This is a genomic window from Paraherbaspirillum soli, assembly GCF_042654985.1.
GTDB lineage: Bacteria > Pseudomonadota > Gammaproteobacteria > Burkholderiales > Burkholderiaceae_D > Paraherbaspirillum > Paraherbaspirillum soli.
The window spans coordinates 105,636-123,195 of sequence record NZ_JBHSMT010000005.1 but is presented as its reverse complement, the minus strand read 5'-3'; the positions used below and the strand labels follow the sequence as shown (position 1 = coordinate 123,195).

Sequence of the window (17,560 nt, the reverse complement as noted above, 5' to 3'; positions counted from 1 at the left end):
CTTCAGGCAGGTTGCCGGCAATTAACGATCAGCCATATCCGCGCGGCGTTTGCGGCTCCACAGCCAGGCTCCGGCCAGCATCAGCAGCGCCAGCCCCAGCGTTAAACGGTTGCCCAGCACGATATACGGTGTCGTCCCGCTATAGCCTTGGACCGAGATCGCCAGCGTGGCTTGCGTCAACGGCGGCAATTGTTCGAGCACCCGGCCGTGCGGATCGATGACTGCGGTGGCGCCGGTATTGGTCGCGCGCAGCATCGGGCGGCCGGTTTCCAGGGCTCGCATTTGCGAAACCTGCAAGTGTTGCGGCAATGCGATCGTGTTGCCGAACCAGCCGAGATTGGACATATTCAGCAACAAGGTCGGTACCGGTTTGCCGGTTGCTTGTGCGGCCGCCAGTTGCGCGGCAATTTCTTCACCGAACAAATCCTCGTAACAGATATTCGGCAGCACCCATTGATCCTTCACCGCGAACGGTGACTGCAGCTTCGGACCGCGATTGAAATCGCCGAGCGGGATGTTCATCAGGTCGACAAACCAGCGAAAGCCAAACGGGATGAATTCGCCAAACGGCAACAGATGCTGTTTATCGTAACGATAGGGCGGCTGGGGACTGTCGTTTGCCGCGTGCGGCGCCAGCCCGATCATGCTGTTGGTGTAGCGGTCGCGGCCGTCGGCGAGCGGGATGCCAAGCCCGATATGGCTGCCGCTTTGCTGCGCAAAATTCGACAGCGCCGGCAGATAGTCCCGCGGCAACTGGGTCTGGAATACCGGCACTGCGCTTTCCGGCGTCGCAATCAGATCCGCCGGCGCGGCCGTGATCATGTCGTAGTAAAGCCGCAGCGAGTCGTTGATATGGGTGAGGTCGAACTTGATTTCCTGCGGCACATTACCTTGCAGCAGCCGTACTGAAATCGGCCGGCCGCTGGGTGCGGTCCAGTCTATCCCGTGCAAACCAAGTCCGGCCAGCAGCACCAGCAGCGCGGCGGCGGTCGGCAGCTTGTAGCGTGGCAGCAAGGCCAGGCAACCGGCGATCAGGGCCGACAGGGCGCCGACCCCGTACACCCCGAGCAGCGGCGCAAAGCCGGCCAGCGGACTGGCGCTGTGGGCGTAACCCGAAATCAGCCATGGAAAACCGGTAAACAGCCAGCCGCGCAGCCATTCGCTCAAGCACCATATGGCCGGGAAAATGACTAACGCCAGCAGCAGCGGCGACGCCGCCCAGCGCTGCCGCAGCCAGACTGTCAGTCCCGCAGCCAGGCTGGCGTACAGCGCCACGGCAACTGCCATCAAGGCGACCGCCAGTGCCGCAATCCAGGCCGGCATGCCGCCGTAGTCGTGCAGGCTGATATAGATCCAGCTAACGCCACCCAAGGCCCAGCCGACGGCGTAAGCCCAGCCCAGCAGCGCGCCCTGTTTGACGCTTGCAACGCGGGCCAAGCACCAGATCAGCAGCGCCAACGTCAGCAGTTGAATTGGCCACAGACCAAATGGCGCGAAGGCGAATGCGTTGGCGCCGCCGGTGAGGGTGGCCAGCGTTAGCAGTAGGGGGAATTTGGGAAGCGATGTAAAGCGAAAACTCATGGCGGCAGCGATGTTGTTTTTAGGTGCGGTAGGTCGGAAGGCGCTACGCTTTTCCGACCTACGTCTTAGAGCCTGTTCAAAATCTTACTGCGCGCCCGTGATCGGGGTTCATGCGCTGCTCGGAATCCTCATTTACTGAAGTAAATTCCGGTTCCTGCGCTGCTCTTCACCCCGCTGACGGGCGCTCGCTACAGATTTTGAACAGGCTCTTAGAGCTTTTTAGAGGCAAGCTGCTTCAGGATTCTTCCGGCGGCAAATCCTTGAGTTTCTCTACCAGCAGCACATGCACCTGACGGGCATCGGCGCGCAGCACCTCAAAGCGCACCTGGTCGATTGTGAATGCATCGCCCTTGCGCGGCACCCGGCCCAGATGGTTGGCGACCAGGCCGCCGATGGTATCGACGTCCTCATCGGAGAAGCTGGTAGCCAGCGTTTCGTTGAATTGTTCGATTTCGGTCAGTGCCTTGACCCGCCAGCGCGGGCCGGTGTTGCCGTCGCGGATTGCCAGGATATTGTCTTCTTCTTCATCGAAGTCGTATTCGTCCTCGATGTCGCCGACGATCTGCTCCAATACATCTTCAATCGTGATCAGGCCGGCTACGCCGCCGTATTCATCGACCACGATCGCCATATGATTGCGATTGGCGCGGAAGTCGCGCAGCAAGACGTTGAGACGTTTCGATTCCGGGATAAAGACTGCCGGCCGCAACATGTCGCGCACGTCGAACGCGTCTTCCGCGTAGTAGCGCAGCAGATCTTTGGCCAGCAGGATGCCGATCACCTTGTCGCGCTCGCCGTCGACGGCAGGAAAGCGCGAGTGCGCGGTCGACAATACTTCCGGCATCCAGTCTTCGATCGGTTTGGTGATGTCGATCATGTCCATTTGCGAGCGCGGGATCATGATGTCGCGCGCGGACAAGTCGGATACCTGGAATACGCCTTCGATCATCGACAGCGCATCGGCATCGATCAGATTGCGCTCATGCGCATCTTGCAGCACGTCGAGCAGCTCGGCGCGATTTTCAGGTTCGGGGGAAATCAGTGCGGTCAGGCGTTCAAATAATGACCGGTGGGGTTTAGCGTCAAGTGATTTGACGCTACTAGGGTGCTCTTGCATATGGGGCGTTAGCCGTGGGTTCGACGTTGTTTGGATCGCAATAGGATACAACAAATATGTGACAGGACGGCGAAACGCATGTTTCAGCGGCGTCATATTGGCGCAAAAAGCGAGTAATGCCTGACAGCATTACCCGCAATTTTACCAAGGCGACAATTATTTCTTCATTTCGTCTTTTGCCATGCCGTCCTTGTCCATGTCGCTTTTTCCCATTGCATCTTTGCCCACGTGGCCTCCTTTTTTATGCATTTTGTGGGTTTTCGACTTTGGCTTTTCATCGTGTCCCATGGCGGATGAGTCTTTTGACATGTCGTCTTTTTTCATCGCATCTTTTGACATCGCGTCTTTCGCCATATCGTCTTTTTTCATGGCATCTTGCGCATATACGCTAGTACCGGCCAACATCAGACATGCAACTAACAGGGTTGAAAAGCTTTTCTTCATTTTTAATCTCCAAGTAAAAAAATGGCGGAAGTGCCATAGAACTCAGCGAATACCGTCCGGCTGGTTTGAGAGCCAGCCTTCAAGCACCGCCGAACCAGTTATACCCCTGGTCTTCCCAGTAACCGCCGGGGTATTTATTCGTAACTTCGATAGAAACGATGTGTTTGGGATTTTTATAGCCGAGCTTGGTCGGCATCCGCAATTTCATCGGGAAGCCGTATTTCGGAGGCAAAATCTGGCCGTCATAGGTCAAGGTCAGCTGAGTTTGCGGATGCAAGGCGGTCGCCATGTCGATGCTGGTGCGGTAATCGTCGCCACATTGGAAATCGATATATTTGGCGCTCAGGTCGGCCCCGATCCGCTTCAGGAAATAAGCAAACGGCACGCCGCCCCAACGTCCGATGGCGCTCCATCCTTCGACGCAGATGTGGCGCGTAATCTGCTCGTTCTGCGGCATGCGGTGCAATTCGTCCAGGGTCCAGGCGTGCTTGTCGGTCACCAGGCCGCTGATTTCCAGCTGATAGTCGGCGGCATCGATTTCGGGCACTTCTTCGATGCCATAGAACGCGTTGAACGGAAACGGCCGGGTGATCTCGGCTTCGGTATAAGTCGGCGCCAGCCGGTTGGGATCGAACAGCCAGCCCTGCACGCCGTCGTTCATCCGCGAAATCTTTTCCAGCATGCGATTGACCGAGGGCTCATCGGTGATATTGCAGCCGGTGAGCAGCGCCAGTCCGCCAAGAGTGAGTGCGCGCTTGCCGAACAGGCGGCGCGACGGCATTGCCAGTTCGCGCCGGGCATCTTTCAAGATCGACTCGGTGTCGAGTTGCGATGTCAATGGATGATGTTTCTTGAACATGACCGAATCTCCTTAACGTCCGCGCAGCATGGCTAACAGCGTGCGGGGAACCAGTGCCACCATGACGATATGCACCGCAATAAATAAAACCAGGAAGCTCATCGCGCAGAAATGCACGATTCTGGCGGTGTCATAACCGCCCATCAGTTCGCGCAAAATCGGAAACTGCACCGATTTCCAGATCGCCAGGCCCGATAGCACCAGCAGGATCAAATCCAGGATGACCGCGACATAGGCCAGCTTTTGCACCGCGTTGTATTTTTCAAGCGCATCGTGCTTGAGCTTGCCGGTCAGCGCTGCAATCATGTCGTGCACCACCTCGCTGGGACGCAGCGGGAAGAATTTCTTCCACAGGCGGCCGGAAGCAATGTTGAACAGCAGGTAGACCAAGCCGTTGAAGAACAGCAGCCACATCGCGGCGAAATGCCATTGCAACGCGCCGCCCAGCCAGCCGCCCAGGGTCCAGTCGCTGGGAATTTTGAATGGAAAAATCGGCGAGGCGTTATAAATGCGCCAGCCGCTCAAGATCATCACGATCACGGCGACGGCGTTGAGCCAGTGCGTGACCCGCAGCCAGACCGGGTGAATGGTGGGCTTGTTCAACGTGGAGGAGTTCATTTGTAGGCCGCCTGCGAGAGGGAATCAGTGAGCAAGATGAGCAGCAGGACTCTGTTCAAGATTGGCTCCAAAGGATAGGGATGAATTGTTTTCATGTGGCTTAGTCGCGGACTAAGGCAATTCATTACACGGAATCATAATAATCTTATTGGTTAAAAATATAAGGCCGGAAACGTGATTATTCCTTGGCGCTGTTATTTTTATCAGTATTGCTTTTGCGAAAATTGATCAATTGATCAGGAAGGCGGGGGGGTGTTGTGCGACGTGCAATGCCACTGGAGCGATTGCCAATTCGACAGGAGTGAAGTGACGCCGGCAAGTGCGGCGTCACGATGCATCAAAGACTAGTGCGGGGCGTAGGGGTTGGGCCAGCCCAATGCGGTCAGGATTTCAATTTCCAGGCCTTCCATCTCCGCCGCCTCGTCGTCGTCCTCGTGGTCATAACCTTGTGCGTGCAAGACTCCGTGCACCACCAGATGGGCGGCGTGCTCGGCGACTGTTTTAGCCTGTTCATTCGCTTCTCGCTGCAGTACATCGGTGCACAGGATGATGTCGGCTTGGGTCGTCTCGCTGTCCTCATCTTCGGTGTAGGCGAAGGTCAGCACGTTGGTGGCGTAATCCTTGCCGCGATAGTCGCGGTTCAGGATTCTGCCTTCTTCCGCATCGACGAAACGTATCGTCAATTCCGCCGGCGCCAGCAAGGCCGCCTGCACCCAACGCCGCACTTGCGGACGGGTCACGATTTCCTTCAGGCGCGGGTCGGGATATTGGACCGACAACGAGAGTTTATTTTTTTGCGGCATGGCGGCTGCGGGCTCTTTGAGTAATGCCGGTGCTGACTGTGACCGGCGTGGTGGCAGGCTCCATTACGCCATGGGTGGCGGCAACCGGCGTTGCCTGGGCGGCGGCTTCGTACGCATCAACGATACGCGCCACCAGCGGATGACGCACCACATCGGTGCTGTTGAAGCGCGTGAAGGCGATGCCGCGCACGTCTTTCAAGGTGTTGACGGCGTCGATCAAACCGCTTTTCTGGCCGCGTTGCAGGTCGATCTGGGTAACGTCACCGGTGACCACGGCCTTGCTGCCAAAACCGATCCGGGTCAAAAACATTTTCATCTGTTCCGGCGTCGTGTTCTGCGCCTCGTCCAGGATCACGAACGCATGGTTCAGCGTGCGGCCGCGCATATAAGCCAGCGGCGCGATTTCAATCGCCTGCTTTTCAAACATTTTCTGGGTGCGGTCGAAACCCAGCAAATCGTACAGCGCGTCATACAGCGGCCGCAGATACGGATCGACTTTTTGCGCCAGGTCGCCGGGCAGGAAGCCAAGCCGTTCGCCGGCTTCGACCGCGGGCCGGGTCAGCACGATGCGCTTGACCGCATCGCGTTCCAGCGCATCGACTGCGCAAGCCACCGCCAGATAGGTTTTGCCGGTACCGGCCGGGCCGATGCCGAGCGTGACATCGTGTTCCAGGATCGCGCGGATGTACTGGCTTTGGTGCGGCGTCCGGCCGCGCAGATCGCTGCGGCGGGTTTTGAGTACCGGGCTTTCGAGATCGACTCCCTCGGCATCGGCACGCGCCTCGACTGCGGGCTCGCCGGCATTGCCGTTGGTCTTGGCTGTTTTTGGTTTTTTCCCGACTCCCAGCATCGCCCGTTGTTCGACCAGCGCCAGCTGGATTTCATCAACCGAAATCACCTTATGGGCGACGGCGTAAAACTGGTCGAGGATTTCCACCGCGCGCGCCGCATTGCTGCCGGCCGCGATGAATTTATCTCCGCGCCGGAACAAGGTGACATCCAGCGCGGCGGAAATTTGCCGCAGATTTTCATCCAGCGGCCCGCACAAATGCGCCAGCCGCGTATTGTCGAGCGGCTGCGGAATGAAGTACTGCGGCTGGGTAGGAGTTTTGGTCTTCAAACTATTTATATAGATGTCTGATGTTGGTTTTATGCGGGTGCGCTCAGTCTGCCACTACAATTTCGCCGCGCAGCGAATACGTATACGTTTGCAAAATTTTGACGTCGATCAGCTGGCCGATCAAGCGTGCGCCGTTCGGGCCGCCATCGAAATTGACGACGCGGTTGTTCTCGCTGCGTCCCTGCATTTCGGCCGGATCTTTCTTGGACGGTCCTTCGACCAGGATCCGCTGTACCGTGCCGACCATCGCGGCGCTGATTTTGTTGGCGTTGTCCTGCACCACGGCTTGCAGATGCTGCAGCCGCTTCAGCTTGACTTCAGCCGGCGTATCGTCTTCCAGGTTGGCGGCAGGGGTGCCCGGACGCGGACTGAAGACGAAGCTGAAACTGTTGTCGTAACCGATGTCGGTGATCAGCTTCATCAGCGCGTCGAAATCGGCATCCGTCTCGCCCGGAAAGCCGACGATGAAGTCGCTCGAAATCGCAATGTTGGGGCGCACCTGACGCAAGCGCCGGATCACCGATTTGTACTCCAGCACGGTATAGCCGCGCTTCATCGCCGCCAGGATGCGGTCCGAGCCATGCTGCGCCGGCAGATACAAATGGTCCACCAGCTTAGGCACCTTGGCGTAGGTGTCGATCAGGCGCTGGGTGAATTCCTTCGGATGGCTGGTGACAAAACGGATGCGCTCGATGCCGGGGATCTCGGCGATGTATTCGATCAGCAGCGCAAAGTCGGCGATCTCGCCATCCGCCATGACGCCGCGGAAAGCATTGACGTTCTGGCCCAGCAGCGTGATTTCCTTGACGCCTTGCTCGGCCAGTCCAGCCACCTCGGTCAGCACATCGTCGAAGCGGCGCGAGACTTCTTCGCCGCGGGTGTAGGGCACCACGCAATAGCTGCAATATTTGCTGCAGCCTTCCATGATCGAAACGAACGCCGTCGCGCCATCGACCTTGGCCGGCGGCAGATGGTCGAATTTTTCGATTTCAGGGAAGCTGATGTCGACTTGCGAATGGCCGGTCGCGCGCCGTTGCATGATCATCTCCGGCAGCCGGTGCAGGGTTTGCGGGCCGAACACCATATCCACGTAAGGCGCGCGCTTGACGATCGCCGCGCCTTCCTGCGATGCCACGCAACCGCCGACGCCGATCAGCAGATCGGGCTTGTCGCGCTTCAGTTCGCGCAGGCGGCCGAGGTCAGAGAAAACTTTTTCCTGCGCCTTTTCGCGCACCGAACAGGTATTGAGCAGAATCACATCGGCATCTTCCGGGCTGTCGGTCTTGATCATCCCGTTGGACGCATTCAACACATCGGCCATCTTGTCCGAGTCGTACTCATTCATCTGACAACCGAAGGTTTTGATGAATACTTTCTTTTGCATCGTTTTTTCCATGACTACAATTTCAGGTTGCTGCGTTGATCCGCGACTTTTTGCGCCGCTTCGTCCGGCGTCAGGATCCAGACCCGGTCGACATCGCCCTGGATATTCAACGTGTAATTGACCAGATAGCTATCGCTGCCCAATGCATTCGGGATCTGCGTCAGGTTATTCGGACCCCAGATACGGGAACCGGGCGACAGCCGCAGCGCCTTGCCGCTAATCGTGACGTTCGGATAATCCGTGATGACCAGCCTGCCGCGCTCGGTCGCGGCGGGGAAAGTGCGCCCAGCTGCCTGCGCGGAAAATGCCAGCGTCGCCAGCAAAAGAACAATCAGCAAACGCAGAGGCCACAGTGTTGCACGCATAGCAAACTTCCTTTGTGATGAGCCAGGTTGTAAATCCATGGCATGAGAAAAATACCGTATCGAGACTGGCGAGTGTAGAGCCAATATCGCTCAACAGCCAACAAATAAGCCGCTCGCCGGTTCGTTTCGAGAAGCGCGGATTATAGCATTCGGCTGCTGCCGCATCGAGCCGTAACAGACCTTCATCCGCCGCCGCGACACTTCTTCAGTGCCGACTTCAAATCCCATTTTATCGCCCGTTCCCGGCTCTGATCTGGAAGCAAAATGACAAGCAAATAGTGCGATAGTTATCAATTTGAAAATCAAAGTTGATGAGCGGCATTTGAGTGGCGACGGGCGGAAGGTTAATTGATTTCTTTGCAGAAATATAAAATCTATAATTCGTGCTCAGTTCGTAGTGGCGTTGTTTTTAGGATTTAAGGGAGAGCGTAGCGTGCAAAGAAGTGCCGGGATTTACTTATCTTTTGAGATTAAAAATAAACACGTCATACCTTCTATTAGCAAAGGTTTCACCTTGATTGAATTGATGGTCACCATCGTGGTGATGGCGATCTTGCTGGCGGTGGCCATGCCGTCCATGGCGAGCTTCGTCACCCAGAATCGCCTGTCTGGTAACGTTAACGAGTTTGTCAGGGCGACCATGCTGGCGCGTTCCGAAGCGATCAAGCGCGGTGCTGCGGTCACAATCTGCCGTAGTGCAGGTGCAGAAACAGGAACCAATGTCTGTGGCGGCGGCACCGGCAACGACTGGAGCAGCGGCTGGCTGGTATTCGTCGGGACTACTGCGAGCAATACTTCCACCTTCCTGGCGCGCCAGGGCGCTTTGACCAGCGGCACCAAAGTGACGCCGACGTCGACTGCCACTACCCCTCAGTCCATCACTTATAACAGCGCCGGCGCGCCAACCAATTCGCCTCCAAATTTCGAATTTACTTTTAACGACAAGCTTGCGCGATGCGTCAGCTTTACGCCAAGCGGACGTACCAGCGTTGCTCAGAACGCTTGTTAATGGAGGGGACGAAAAACATGACTTTGGCTAAGAATAAATTACGGCGCGGGCGAGCCGGGCAGCACCGGCAGCGCGGCGTCGGCATGATCGAGGTGTTGATTGCGCTGACGATCTCGGCATTTGCCTTGCTTGGTCTGGCAGGTCTGCAAGTGTCGTCGCTGCGCTATCAAAAAGTGGCGAACTTCCGGTCCCTGGCCGGCCAGTACAGCGCGGACATCGCGGACCGGATTCGCGCCAATTCCGCCAATGCTAAAGCTGGCTATTACACCACCACCGATAAGTACAGCAGCGCCAGTCCGACCGCCCCTACTTGTACCACCGCCGGCGCTTGTACTCCGCAAGAAAATGCCAAGCTTGATATCTATAACTGGCGCGTTGGTTTGAATCAGGCGATGGCTGGCGGCTGGGGCACGATATCCGGTGACACGACCAATGGGTTTGTCGTCACGGTCTATTACAACGAGCCGGGTAAGGCGAGCGTCAATAACGCGACAGAGCCTTGCGATACTTCAGTTTTCGATGCCAGTGCCACCACGGCGGATAAAAACGCAATGCGCTGCTTTTTGACAGTGGTGATGCCATGAAAAAAATGATTACATCTTCAGCTTCCAGCCGTCGCCGCGGCACGCAGGGTTTCACCCTGATCGAATTAATGGTGTCGGTAACGATCGGCATGATTCTGGTGTTGTTCGTCAGCAGCCTTTATTTCAACAGCAAATCGAGCTATCGCCTGAATGATGACAATGCACGCATCCAGGAAGACGGACGTTTTGCACTGTCCGTCATAGGGCGCAGCTTGATGCAGGCCGGGTACGGCAACATCGTCACCAGCATCTCCACGGATTTTCCACCGACATCAGAGCCCGGATTGACTGGAATTACCGGCTGCGATGACGGCTTTGTGACGCCGATCACCGCCCGCAAGCCAACTTGCGGCGGCACGACATCCACCGGACCCGCATTCGCCGTCAGCTACACGGCTGAGCCATATAACAACGCCGACAGCCCTATCAGTGGGGCTGGCGCCGATTGCAGCGGGACCAATGCCGGCGGCACCGTTACCAATAGCTTTTATCTGGATTCCGGAACCCTGTACTGCAAAGGGAATGCCGGTGCCGATCCACAGGCGATATTAAGTAACGTCGACGCAATGACATTGACCTACGGCGTCGATACCACGGGCAACTATACGGCGTCGCAATCCAAAACGAAGGCGAGCGACGTAGTCGCTCTGACAGCCAACGACAACAACAGGCAAGGCTGGGATCAGGTAGTCACCGTCACGGTTTGCCTGGAAATTCACAGCACAAATAATGTGACGACCGCGAAGCAGTCCTATTTGAAGTGCGGTGACACAACACCCACCACCGCAACGGATTTCAAGCTGCACACCACCATGACGCGCGAATTTACTTTACGTAACAACGCCACGCCTAGTTTGGTCAGCTGACCATCCTCGATCAACTTATCAAACCCATTATGGTAAAGACAAAACACTCGCATTCCGGGATCGCGTTGCCGATCGTGTTGATCTTCCTGGTCGTCATGATGCTGATTGGCGCAGTTGCGATTCGCAACGTCACGCTGGACGAAAAAATGGCCGGCAACTCGCGTAACCAGCAACTGGCTTTTCAGGCAGCCGAACGGGCGCTGCGTTACTGCGAAAACGCGATACAGGGCACGGTACCTGCCGGTGGCGCAAAGCCGACGGTCAAAAACCCAGCCGCGCCGACCGACCCCAATTTGTGGGAAGTGGCGGACAACTGGACCGGATCCAAAGCGATTGCGGTCACGATACCGAGCGGCAGTTGGACCATCAACAGCAAGACGTTTAATGATGGTCTGGCGTCAGAGCCGCAATGCATGGTTGAAGACGTGGGCACTACGCTGAAACTGGCTCCGACCCAGGCCAAGCGGGATTTCACTACCAAGGTCTATCGAATCACCGCTCGCGGCGTCGGCGCGACAACGGACGCAGTGGCATTGCTGCAAAGTTATTTGAAATTTTGAAAGTACTGGGAGATATTGCTATGTTGAGAACGATACTGCCGCAGCACAAGATACCTGGCCGGCTGGTCAAATTGCTGGCGCATGGCGCTTGCCTGGGGATGGCTGCGGTGTCGGGCGTCGCGCTCGCCGAGATCGCGCAAACGCCATTGTTCCTGCCGGTGCCGCCGCCGCCTAACCTTATGTATATGCTGGACAATTCCGGCAGCATGGTGTGGGGTACGGTGACAGGGACCGATGCGACATCGGAGTTCAATGGACAAAAAACGCAGCGTGCTTATTATTCCAGCGCCTATAACCAGATTTACTACAATCCGGCCACCAGCTATACCCCGGCAGTGACTTCGACCGGGGCCTCGATGGGGGCTGCCAGTACAGGTGCGACCCTGATCGACCCGTACCGGAGTACGAGTACATTGCAAACGGACCTTAGCACTACCTGTTATGCCAGATCGCCGGCAGATCTTCCGCTCTATAATCCGTCGAATTTTGCCGCATATAACAATTGCCTTGCGCAGTCGAATGGCAAAAAATATCAAAATCCGGTGGCGCAATATGCGTTTTATTACAACTGGATTGGAAGCGGTACGCCAACCGGCAACATAAATGAAGATATTGATACCAATTACAAGCGGGTAGACATTCTTCCCGTCACAACAAAGTATCCTCGTGCCGCAACCCGGACCGATTGCGTTGCCGACACAACGAAGACCAGCTGCACTTATGCCGAAGAAATTCAAAACTTTGCCAACTGGTTCTCTTATTACCGAACACGGATTCTGCTGACAAAAACTTCACTGGGGCTGGCGTTTTCCGGGGTTAATGATCGCTTTCGCGTTGGATTTGCTACGATTAATGACAACAATGGGAATACCAACACCAGCGCCGCCAACTTTATTCCTATAGCGACCTTCGATGCTAACCAGAAAAAGAAGTGGTACGACCAGCTATATTCGATCAAACCTGGCGGTGGTACGCCGCTGATTGCCGCTCTGGATAATGTAGGTCGCTACTATCAGGGCAAAGGTATGTTCAAAGCCGCGACTGTTGATGACCCGATCCAGTTGTCATGCCAGGCGAATCACACGATCCTGTCGACCGATGGTTTCTGGAACATGACACAACCGACCTCGATCGGCGATCAGGATGGCACGGTGCCTACCTTACCTGCGGCGGTCAATTCTGATCCGGTTTCCGGAACGGCGTTGACGGCCGGGAGCAACTGGCCCGCACCCTTCTATGAAGGCGCAAGCGCCAACTCCAATACACTTGCGGATACCTCGATGAAATACTGGGTTACCGACGTGGGCATCAGGACAGCAAAGGGAATTACCGGAACGGCAGGAAAAATCAAAGCGCCCCCGACCGATCCGGCAACCTGGCAGCACATGACCACGCATACCATTGGTCTCGGCGCAAACGGAACGCTGGCCTATCAAGCCGACTACAAAACGGCGACCACCGGCGATTATGCCGATATTAAAAATGGAAAAGCAGACTGGCCGACGCCGGTGGCTGACGACCCAACAGCGATTGACGACTTGTGGCACACCGCAGTCAATGGTCATGGCAATTATTTCAGCGCCAGAAATCCTCAGGCGCTACAGGCCGGTATCAATGTCATTCTGAAGGAGATCGGCGTTCAGCCGGGTGCCGCTTCCAGTATTGCTTACCCGGGCGGATACTCGACCGGCAGTGTCTACGCCTATATTCCGGGTTTTGACTCCGGCAGCTGGGACGGGCATTTGAGGGCTAAAACCATTAACGCAGACGGCACTTTCGGCAGCGAAAAATGGGATGCCGCAACATTATTGCCGGCCCCTGCGGATCGCAATATTGTGACCTGGAATCCATCGACGTCGGCGGCAGTCGCTTTCAGCTGGGCTAATTTGACCAGCGGTAGCGGCAGCCAGCAAGCTGCATTGGGATCGTCGGATGTGCTCGACTACCTGAGAGGCAGTTCAGCCAAAGAACAAGCAGGTGATGGCAGTGGCGGGGTCTATCGCTACCGTAAATACAAGCTAGGGGATATCGTCAATTCCTCCCCATTGTTTGTGCAAATCAGCGACGCGGGCTATATGGGCCTGTTCAAGGCTACGGACGGCTCCGATACTTATGCCGCCTTTCTCACGGCTAAGGCGGCGCGCAGCGGGATGGTCTACGTCGGTGCCAATGACGGCATGATGCATGCGTTCGACGCATCGACCGGCGTTGAAAAATTCGCCTTCATACCGAATAGCGTCTATTCCAACCTGAAATCGTTGAGCGATCCTGTCTATGCTCACCATTATTCTGTTGATGGACCGATGGCCGAAGGCGATGCCTACATCGGAGCGAAATGGAAGAATATTTTGCTGGGCACCACCGGTGCCGGCGCGCAAAGCGTATTTGCTGTGGACGTCACTACGCCGGCCTCGCTGGGTGCCAGCAGCGTCTTGTGGGAAAACAGCGCCAGCGGCGATAACGATTTAGGCAATGTGCTGGGCGCACCGGCCGTGGTACAGCTGGCCAACGGCAAATGGGCGGCCATTTTCGGCAACGGTTATAACAGCGCGAATCAGCATGCTGTGCTGTACCTAGTGGATGTCAGCACCGGCGCCCTGATTCAAAAAGTGGACACTGGTGTCGGCAGTGCTACTTTGTCCAACGGCTTGTCGGCGCCGGCCTTAATATTCAACGACCAACGTCAAGTGATTGCCGCGTATGCCGGCGATTTGCAGGGCAATCTGTGGAAATTCGATTTGAGCAACGCCACCGACTCAAGCAAATGGAGCAGTCGCTCGCTGTTTGTCGCCAAGAATGCGGATAACCCGAGCGTCATCCAGCCGATCGTGCAAAAGCCGCAGGTAGCGCCGCATCCGCGCGGTGGTTATATCGTGATGGCAGGTACCGGCAAGTACATCGAAACGGGCGACAAGGCCAACATCGATACCCAGAGTGTCTATGGCATATGGGACGACCCTACCAAAACGACCGCTGTAACCGGCCGTAACCAGTTACAGCAGCAAACCTTCACGAGTACGACGGATGGACGGAAATTATCCGCAAACCCGATTAACTGGGCTTCGCAGCGCGGCTGGTATTTTGATTTGACCAACAGCGGCGAGCGGATCACTGGTGATCTCCAGATTTTGAAGGACGTTGTTCTACTGGGGTCGACTCTCGCCCCTAAAACCTCCGATTCTTGTGCTGGCGGTATTGACTCCCAGTTCGTGGCGGCCGATTTCCTGACAGGAGCCTATACATCGAAGTTTCATTTCATCGTTGCAGGCAAGTCTGTTGACGCAAGTTCGGTGCCGATAGCCGGCACTGCCGGCACTGCTACACCGATCACGCCGCCGGGCTCTAACAAACCTGCGTGTCTGGCCTATGTAGACGCGGACGGGGTGGAAAGGTGTCAGAAATTCACGTTGGCTGGTACAGCAGTACGGCATTGGCGCCAGCTGTCGCTGAAGCCGAATTGAAAATCGCAATTGATAATTTGAATCAGGGTGATGTGGATGAAATGTGGAAATAAGCACGTGCAGAGCGGCTTTACACTAATTGAGTTGATGATCGTGGTCGTGGTGATCGCCATTCTGGCGGCGGTTGCTACCCCGAGTTATCGGCAATACGTGCAGCGCGGAGACCGAGCCCAGGCGATGGCGACAATGCTGCAAGCAAGTAATTGGTTGCAGCAACAATACACGGTCAATAACTCTTATCTGGACACGAGCAAGTCTCCAGCTGTGGTGCAGACTTTACCGAGCGGTTTGTCGCAGTCGCCGCCGAACGGGACGTCGCCAAAATACGACCTGACTATCGATGCGGCTGGAACAGCTACGACATTTTTGATTGTGGCTAAGCCGAGGACAAACGACAAGTGCGGAACATTCACACTGGACAACACAGGTGCGCGGAGTCTCAAAACTGGCACATACACAAGCACCATCGTGGATTGCTGGGCGGGGCGGTAAAAGTGGAGCAGGATCGCGACGACAGGTCATTTGTTCGTCGCTGCTGAAGAAGAGTTGGTTGATACCGGATCAGTGTCACCAAAGAAAAAGGGCCTGTAGCGATACAGGCCCTTTTTTAATTTTCCTGGTTTTTGGAACAAGGAGCAAACTGGAAAATCATTTGTCCTCTCCAATCGTGATTTCTAATTCTTCGTGTTCAGCTTCAAAAAAGATTGTGCGTTTCGTCTGCTAACGCCATGACTCCCCTCAGGCCAACGACGAGTCATCATCCAAACTGTAATCATCCGAAGCACCATTGCTCGCAGTATCGTCAACAGTTTGATCTTTATCCGTCGCCGCATCGGCTGCATAGTAATTGTTGATGGTGGTGGTATTTTCCACCGGGGTTGCCGATGGCGCCATGCCGGGCTGGTTCATGAATCCTGACGCGCTGTTGTTGTGATGCCCCATCAGGTTTTCAATTCCCTGGAACAGGAAGGCGCCACCTGCGACACCTGCAGCGGTAGCTGCAACCGTACCCAGCATGCTGCCGACGCCGCCGCCGAAGAAACCGGGCGCAGCGGGTTGCGCCGGGCTTTGCATCATTGGTGCTTGTGCTTGCATCGGAGGAGCCGGATAACTTGGCGCCATCGGGGCTGGCGCTATTGGTCGCGGTGGTGCGGCTGCCGCGCTATTGCCCCAGGCATTGGCGCCATCCAGAAACCCGCGGGCGGGAGCTGCTTGTGCGGCCTGCACTTGACTCTGTAGCGCCGCAATTTGCGCTTTCGCTGCGGTCAGTGCTTGATCCACCAGCAATGCGCGTTGCACCAGCAAATACGCTGCGTCCGGTTGTTGCGCTACCGCACTGGCGATCAGGGCATCGGCTTGCGGATCTTTGGCAATGCCTCTGACTTGCACCAATTGATTCAGTAAATCTTGTAAAACTTGGGTTTCTTGTGGACTCATGATTGTTGCTCCAGGGGATGGTCGGTGAATTAATTGGCTGGATATTATGCGCGGTATTCCCTTTGATGGGCTTACTTCCAGGCGATTGCCCTTGGCGCTAACGCTGGTACGTAAATGGAGGGTGTCGTGCGAACAATCAAGATCCCGGATACAAAAAACCCGCATTCTCTAACGAGTAATGCGGGTTTTTGTAAGTCCCTGAACTGCCGGAACATGTTCGTGGTGGTGATAGGTGGACTTGAACCACCGACCCCAGCATTATGAGTGCTGTGCTCTAACCAACTGAGCTATATCACCAAAGAAGCCCTAAATTATGCAGTTTCAGCGAAAACCTGTCAAGAAAAAGAGGATTTTTGAGCGCTTGAAGAGGAAAATCGTGGCGTTATCGCCGGTTATCGCTGACTGCAGGCCGTTTTCACCGTCTCCAGCACGGTATTGGCAACATTATTGCCGATGCAGTCAACCACGATCCGCTCGGGCATTGCGCGCAGCCAGGTCAGTTGGCGTTTGGCTAATTGCCGGGTGGCGATGATGCCTTTTTCGCGCAGTTGCTGGTAATCGTACTGGCCGTCCAGGTACTCCCAGGCCTGGCGATAGCCGACGCAGCGCATCGACGGCAGGCCGAGATGCAGGTCGCCGCGGGCGCGTAGTGTTTCCACTTCGGCAATCAAACCGCCGTCGGGGCTGTCCAGCATTTGATCGAAGCGTTGCGCGATCCGGCCGTGCAGCACGCTGCGGTCGGACGGTTCCAGCGCGATCGGCAGGATATCGAACGGCAGTTCCGGCGCTGGCTGGTTGGTCAGCAGCGACGACATGGTTTGGCCGCTGAGTTCGATGATTTCCAACGCGCGTTGAATCCGCTGGCTGTCGTTGGGTTTCAGACGCTCGGCGGTGACGGGGTCGAGCAGGGCCAGCTTGGCATGCATACCGGGCACGCCGATGCGGGCCGCTTCTGCGTCCAGCCTGGCGCGCAGCGCCGGGTCCGCTTGCGGCAGGGCATCGAGTCCATCCCTCAGCGCCTTGAAATACAGCATGGTGCCGCCTACCATCAGCACCAGCTTGCCGCGCGCGTGGATTGTATCGAACAGGCGCAATGCATCATCGCGGAATTGCATCGCCGAATAGGATTGCGTCGGTTCGATGATGTCGATCAGGTGGTGCGGCGCAGCGGCGCGTTCGGCTTGAGTGGGCTTGGCGGTGCCGATATCCATGCCGCGATAGACCAGCGCGGAATCGACCGAGATGATTTCAGACGGGATCTGGCGCGCGATTTCCAGTGCGGCGGCGGTTTTACCGGATGCGGTCGGTCCCATGATGGCGACCACCAGCGGTTTTGAATTTGACGACATGGA

Annotated in this window: 17 protein-coding genes and 1 tRNA gene; 6 read left to right on the top strand and 12 right to left on the bottom strand. The window is 56.3% G+C overall.

The window, feature by feature from the left end; genetic code table 11:
- Positions 1-21: 21 nt before the first annotated feature.
- The 9 genes from lnt to ACFPM8_RS01450 all read right to left on the bottom strand — a co-directional run bounded on the left by lnt (position 22) and on the right by ACFPM8_RS01450 (position 8,291).
- Positions 22-1,581: an apolipoprotein N-acyltransferase gene (gene lnt / locus ACFPM8_RS01490; RefSeq protein WP_378994230.1), complete on the bottom strand. Its 1,560-nt coding sequence runs from the start codon at positions 1,579-1,581 to the stop codon at positions 22-24.
- A gap of 235 nt (positions 1,582-1,816) precedes the next feature.
- Positions 1,817-2,698, bottom strand: coding sequence for an HlyC/CorC family transporter (locus ACFPM8_RS01485; RefSeq protein WP_378994228.1), 882 nt, complete (start codon positions 2,696-2,698; stop codon positions 1,817-1,819).
- A gap of 156 nt (positions 2,699-2,854) precedes the next feature.
- On the bottom strand, positions 2,855-3,142 hold the full coding sequence (locus ACFPM8_RS01480; RefSeq protein WP_378994226.1) for a pentapeptide MXKDX repeat protein: 288 nt from the start codon (positions 3,140-3,142) through the stop codon (positions 2,855-2,857).
- A gap of 79 nt (positions 3,143-3,221) precedes the next feature.
- Positions 3,222-4,001: a molybdopterin-dependent oxidoreductase gene (locus tag ACFPM8_RS01475; RefSeq protein ID WP_378994224.1), complete on the bottom strand. Its 780-nt coding sequence runs from the start codon at positions 3,999-4,001 to the stop codon at positions 3,222-3,224.
- 12 nt (positions 4,002-4,013) lie between these two features.
- Complete coding sequence (locus tag ACFPM8_RS01470) at positions 4,014-4,619, bottom strand: cytochrome b/b6 domain-containing protein (protein ID WP_378994222.1); 606 nt, start codon at positions 4,617-4,619, stop codon at positions 4,014-4,016.
- Between the two features lie 344 nt (positions 4,620-4,963).
- Complete coding sequence (ybeY, locus tag ACFPM8_RS01465; protein ID WP_378994220.1) at positions 4,964-5,422, bottom strand: rRNA maturation RNase YbeY; 459 nt, start codon at positions 5,420-5,422, stop codon at positions 4,964-4,966.
- Positions 5,406-6,542: a PhoH family protein gene (locus ACFPM8_RS01460; RefSeq protein ID WP_378994218.1), complete on the bottom strand. Its 1,137-nt coding sequence runs from the start codon at positions 6,540-6,542 to the stop codon at positions 5,406-5,408. The genes ybeY and ACFPM8_RS01460 overlap by 17 nt, the downstream gene beginning before the upstream one ends.
- A gap of 43 nt (positions 6,543-6,585) precedes the next feature.
- Positions 6,586-7,926, bottom strand: a complete 1,341-nt coding sequence (gene miaB, locus ACFPM8_RS01455; protein WP_378994216.1) for a tRNA (N6-isopentenyl adenosine(37)-C2)-methylthiotransferase MiaB — start codon at positions 7,924-7,926, stop codon at positions 6,586-6,588.
- A gap of 14 nt (positions 7,927-7,940) precedes the next feature.
- Positions 7,941-8,291, bottom strand: a complete 351-nt coding sequence (locus ACFPM8_RS01450; RefSeq protein WP_378994214.1) for a hypothetical protein — start codon at positions 8,289-8,291, stop codon at positions 7,941-7,943.
- 397 nt (positions 8,292-8,688) lie between these two features.
- Between ACFPM8_RS01450 and ACFPM8_RS01445 the strand changes: the two genes are divergently transcribed.
- Genes ACFPM8_RS01445 through ACFPM8_RS01420 form a run of 6 tightly spaced genes read left to right on the top strand, consistent with a single transcriptional unit; the run spans position 8,689 to position 15,263 of the window.
- Positions 8,689-9,300, top strand: a complete 612-nt coding sequence (locus tag ACFPM8_RS01445; protein WP_378994212.1) for a GspH/FimT family pseudopilin — start codon at positions 8,689-8,691, stop codon at positions 9,298-9,300.
- Positions 9,301-9,317: 17 nt separating this feature from the next.
- Positions 9,318-9,884: a type IV pilus modification protein PilV gene (gene pilV, locus ACFPM8_RS01440; RefSeq protein ID WP_378994210.1), complete on the top strand. Its 567-nt coding sequence runs from the start codon at positions 9,318-9,320 to the stop codon at positions 9,882-9,884.
- Positions 9,881-10,750: a PilW family protein gene (locus tag ACFPM8_RS01435; protein WP_378994208.1), complete on the top strand. Its 870-nt coding sequence runs from the start codon at positions 9,881-9,883 to the stop codon at positions 10,748-10,750. Before pilV ends, ACFPM8_RS01435 begins: the two co-directional genes overlap by 4 nt.
- A gap of 29 nt (positions 10,751-10,779) precedes the next feature.
- Entirely contained in the window at positions 10,780-11,310 is a 531-nt protein-coding gene (locus ACFPM8_RS01430; RefSeq protein ID WP_378994206.1) for a pilus assembly PilX family protein, read from the top strand.
- Positions 11,307-14,771, top strand: a complete 3,465-nt coding sequence (locus ACFPM8_RS01425; RefSeq protein ID WP_378994204.1) for a pilus assembly protein — start codon at positions 11,307-11,309, stop codon at positions 14,769-14,771. The genes ACFPM8_RS01430 and ACFPM8_RS01425 overlap by 4 nt, the downstream gene beginning before the upstream one ends.
- Positions 14,772-14,801: 30 nt before the next feature.
- The gene (locus ACFPM8_RS01420; protein WP_378994202.1) at positions 14,802-15,263 is read left to right on the top strand and encodes a type IV pilin protein; all 462 of its coding nucleotides are present in this window, start codon (positions 14,802-14,804) and stop codon (positions 15,261-15,263) included.
- 246 nt (positions 15,264-15,509) lie between these two features.
- On the opposite strand, the gene ACFPM8_RS01415 is transcribed toward ACFPM8_RS01420, so the two are convergent.
- From ACFPM8_RS01415 to miaA, 3 genes are all read right to left on the bottom strand, one after another.
- On the bottom strand, positions 15,510-16,208 hold the full coding sequence (locus ACFPM8_RS01415; protein ID WP_378994200.1) for a DUF2076 domain-containing protein: 699 nt from the start codon (positions 16,206-16,208) through the stop codon (positions 15,510-15,512).
- 220 nt (positions 16,209-16,428) lie between these two features.
- A tRNA-Met gene (locus tag ACFPM8_RS01410) sits at positions 16,429-16,505 on the bottom strand.
- A 95-nt stretch (positions 16,506-16,600) separates the two neighbouring features.
- The gene (miaA, locus tag ACFPM8_RS01405) at positions 16,601-17,557 is read right to left on the bottom strand and encodes a tRNA (adenosine(37)-N6)-dimethylallyltransferase MiaA (RefSeq protein ID WP_378994198.1); all 957 of its coding nucleotides are present in this window, start codon (positions 17,555-17,557) and stop codon (positions 16,601-16,603) included.
- Positions 17,558-17,560 lie beyond the last annotated feature (3 nt).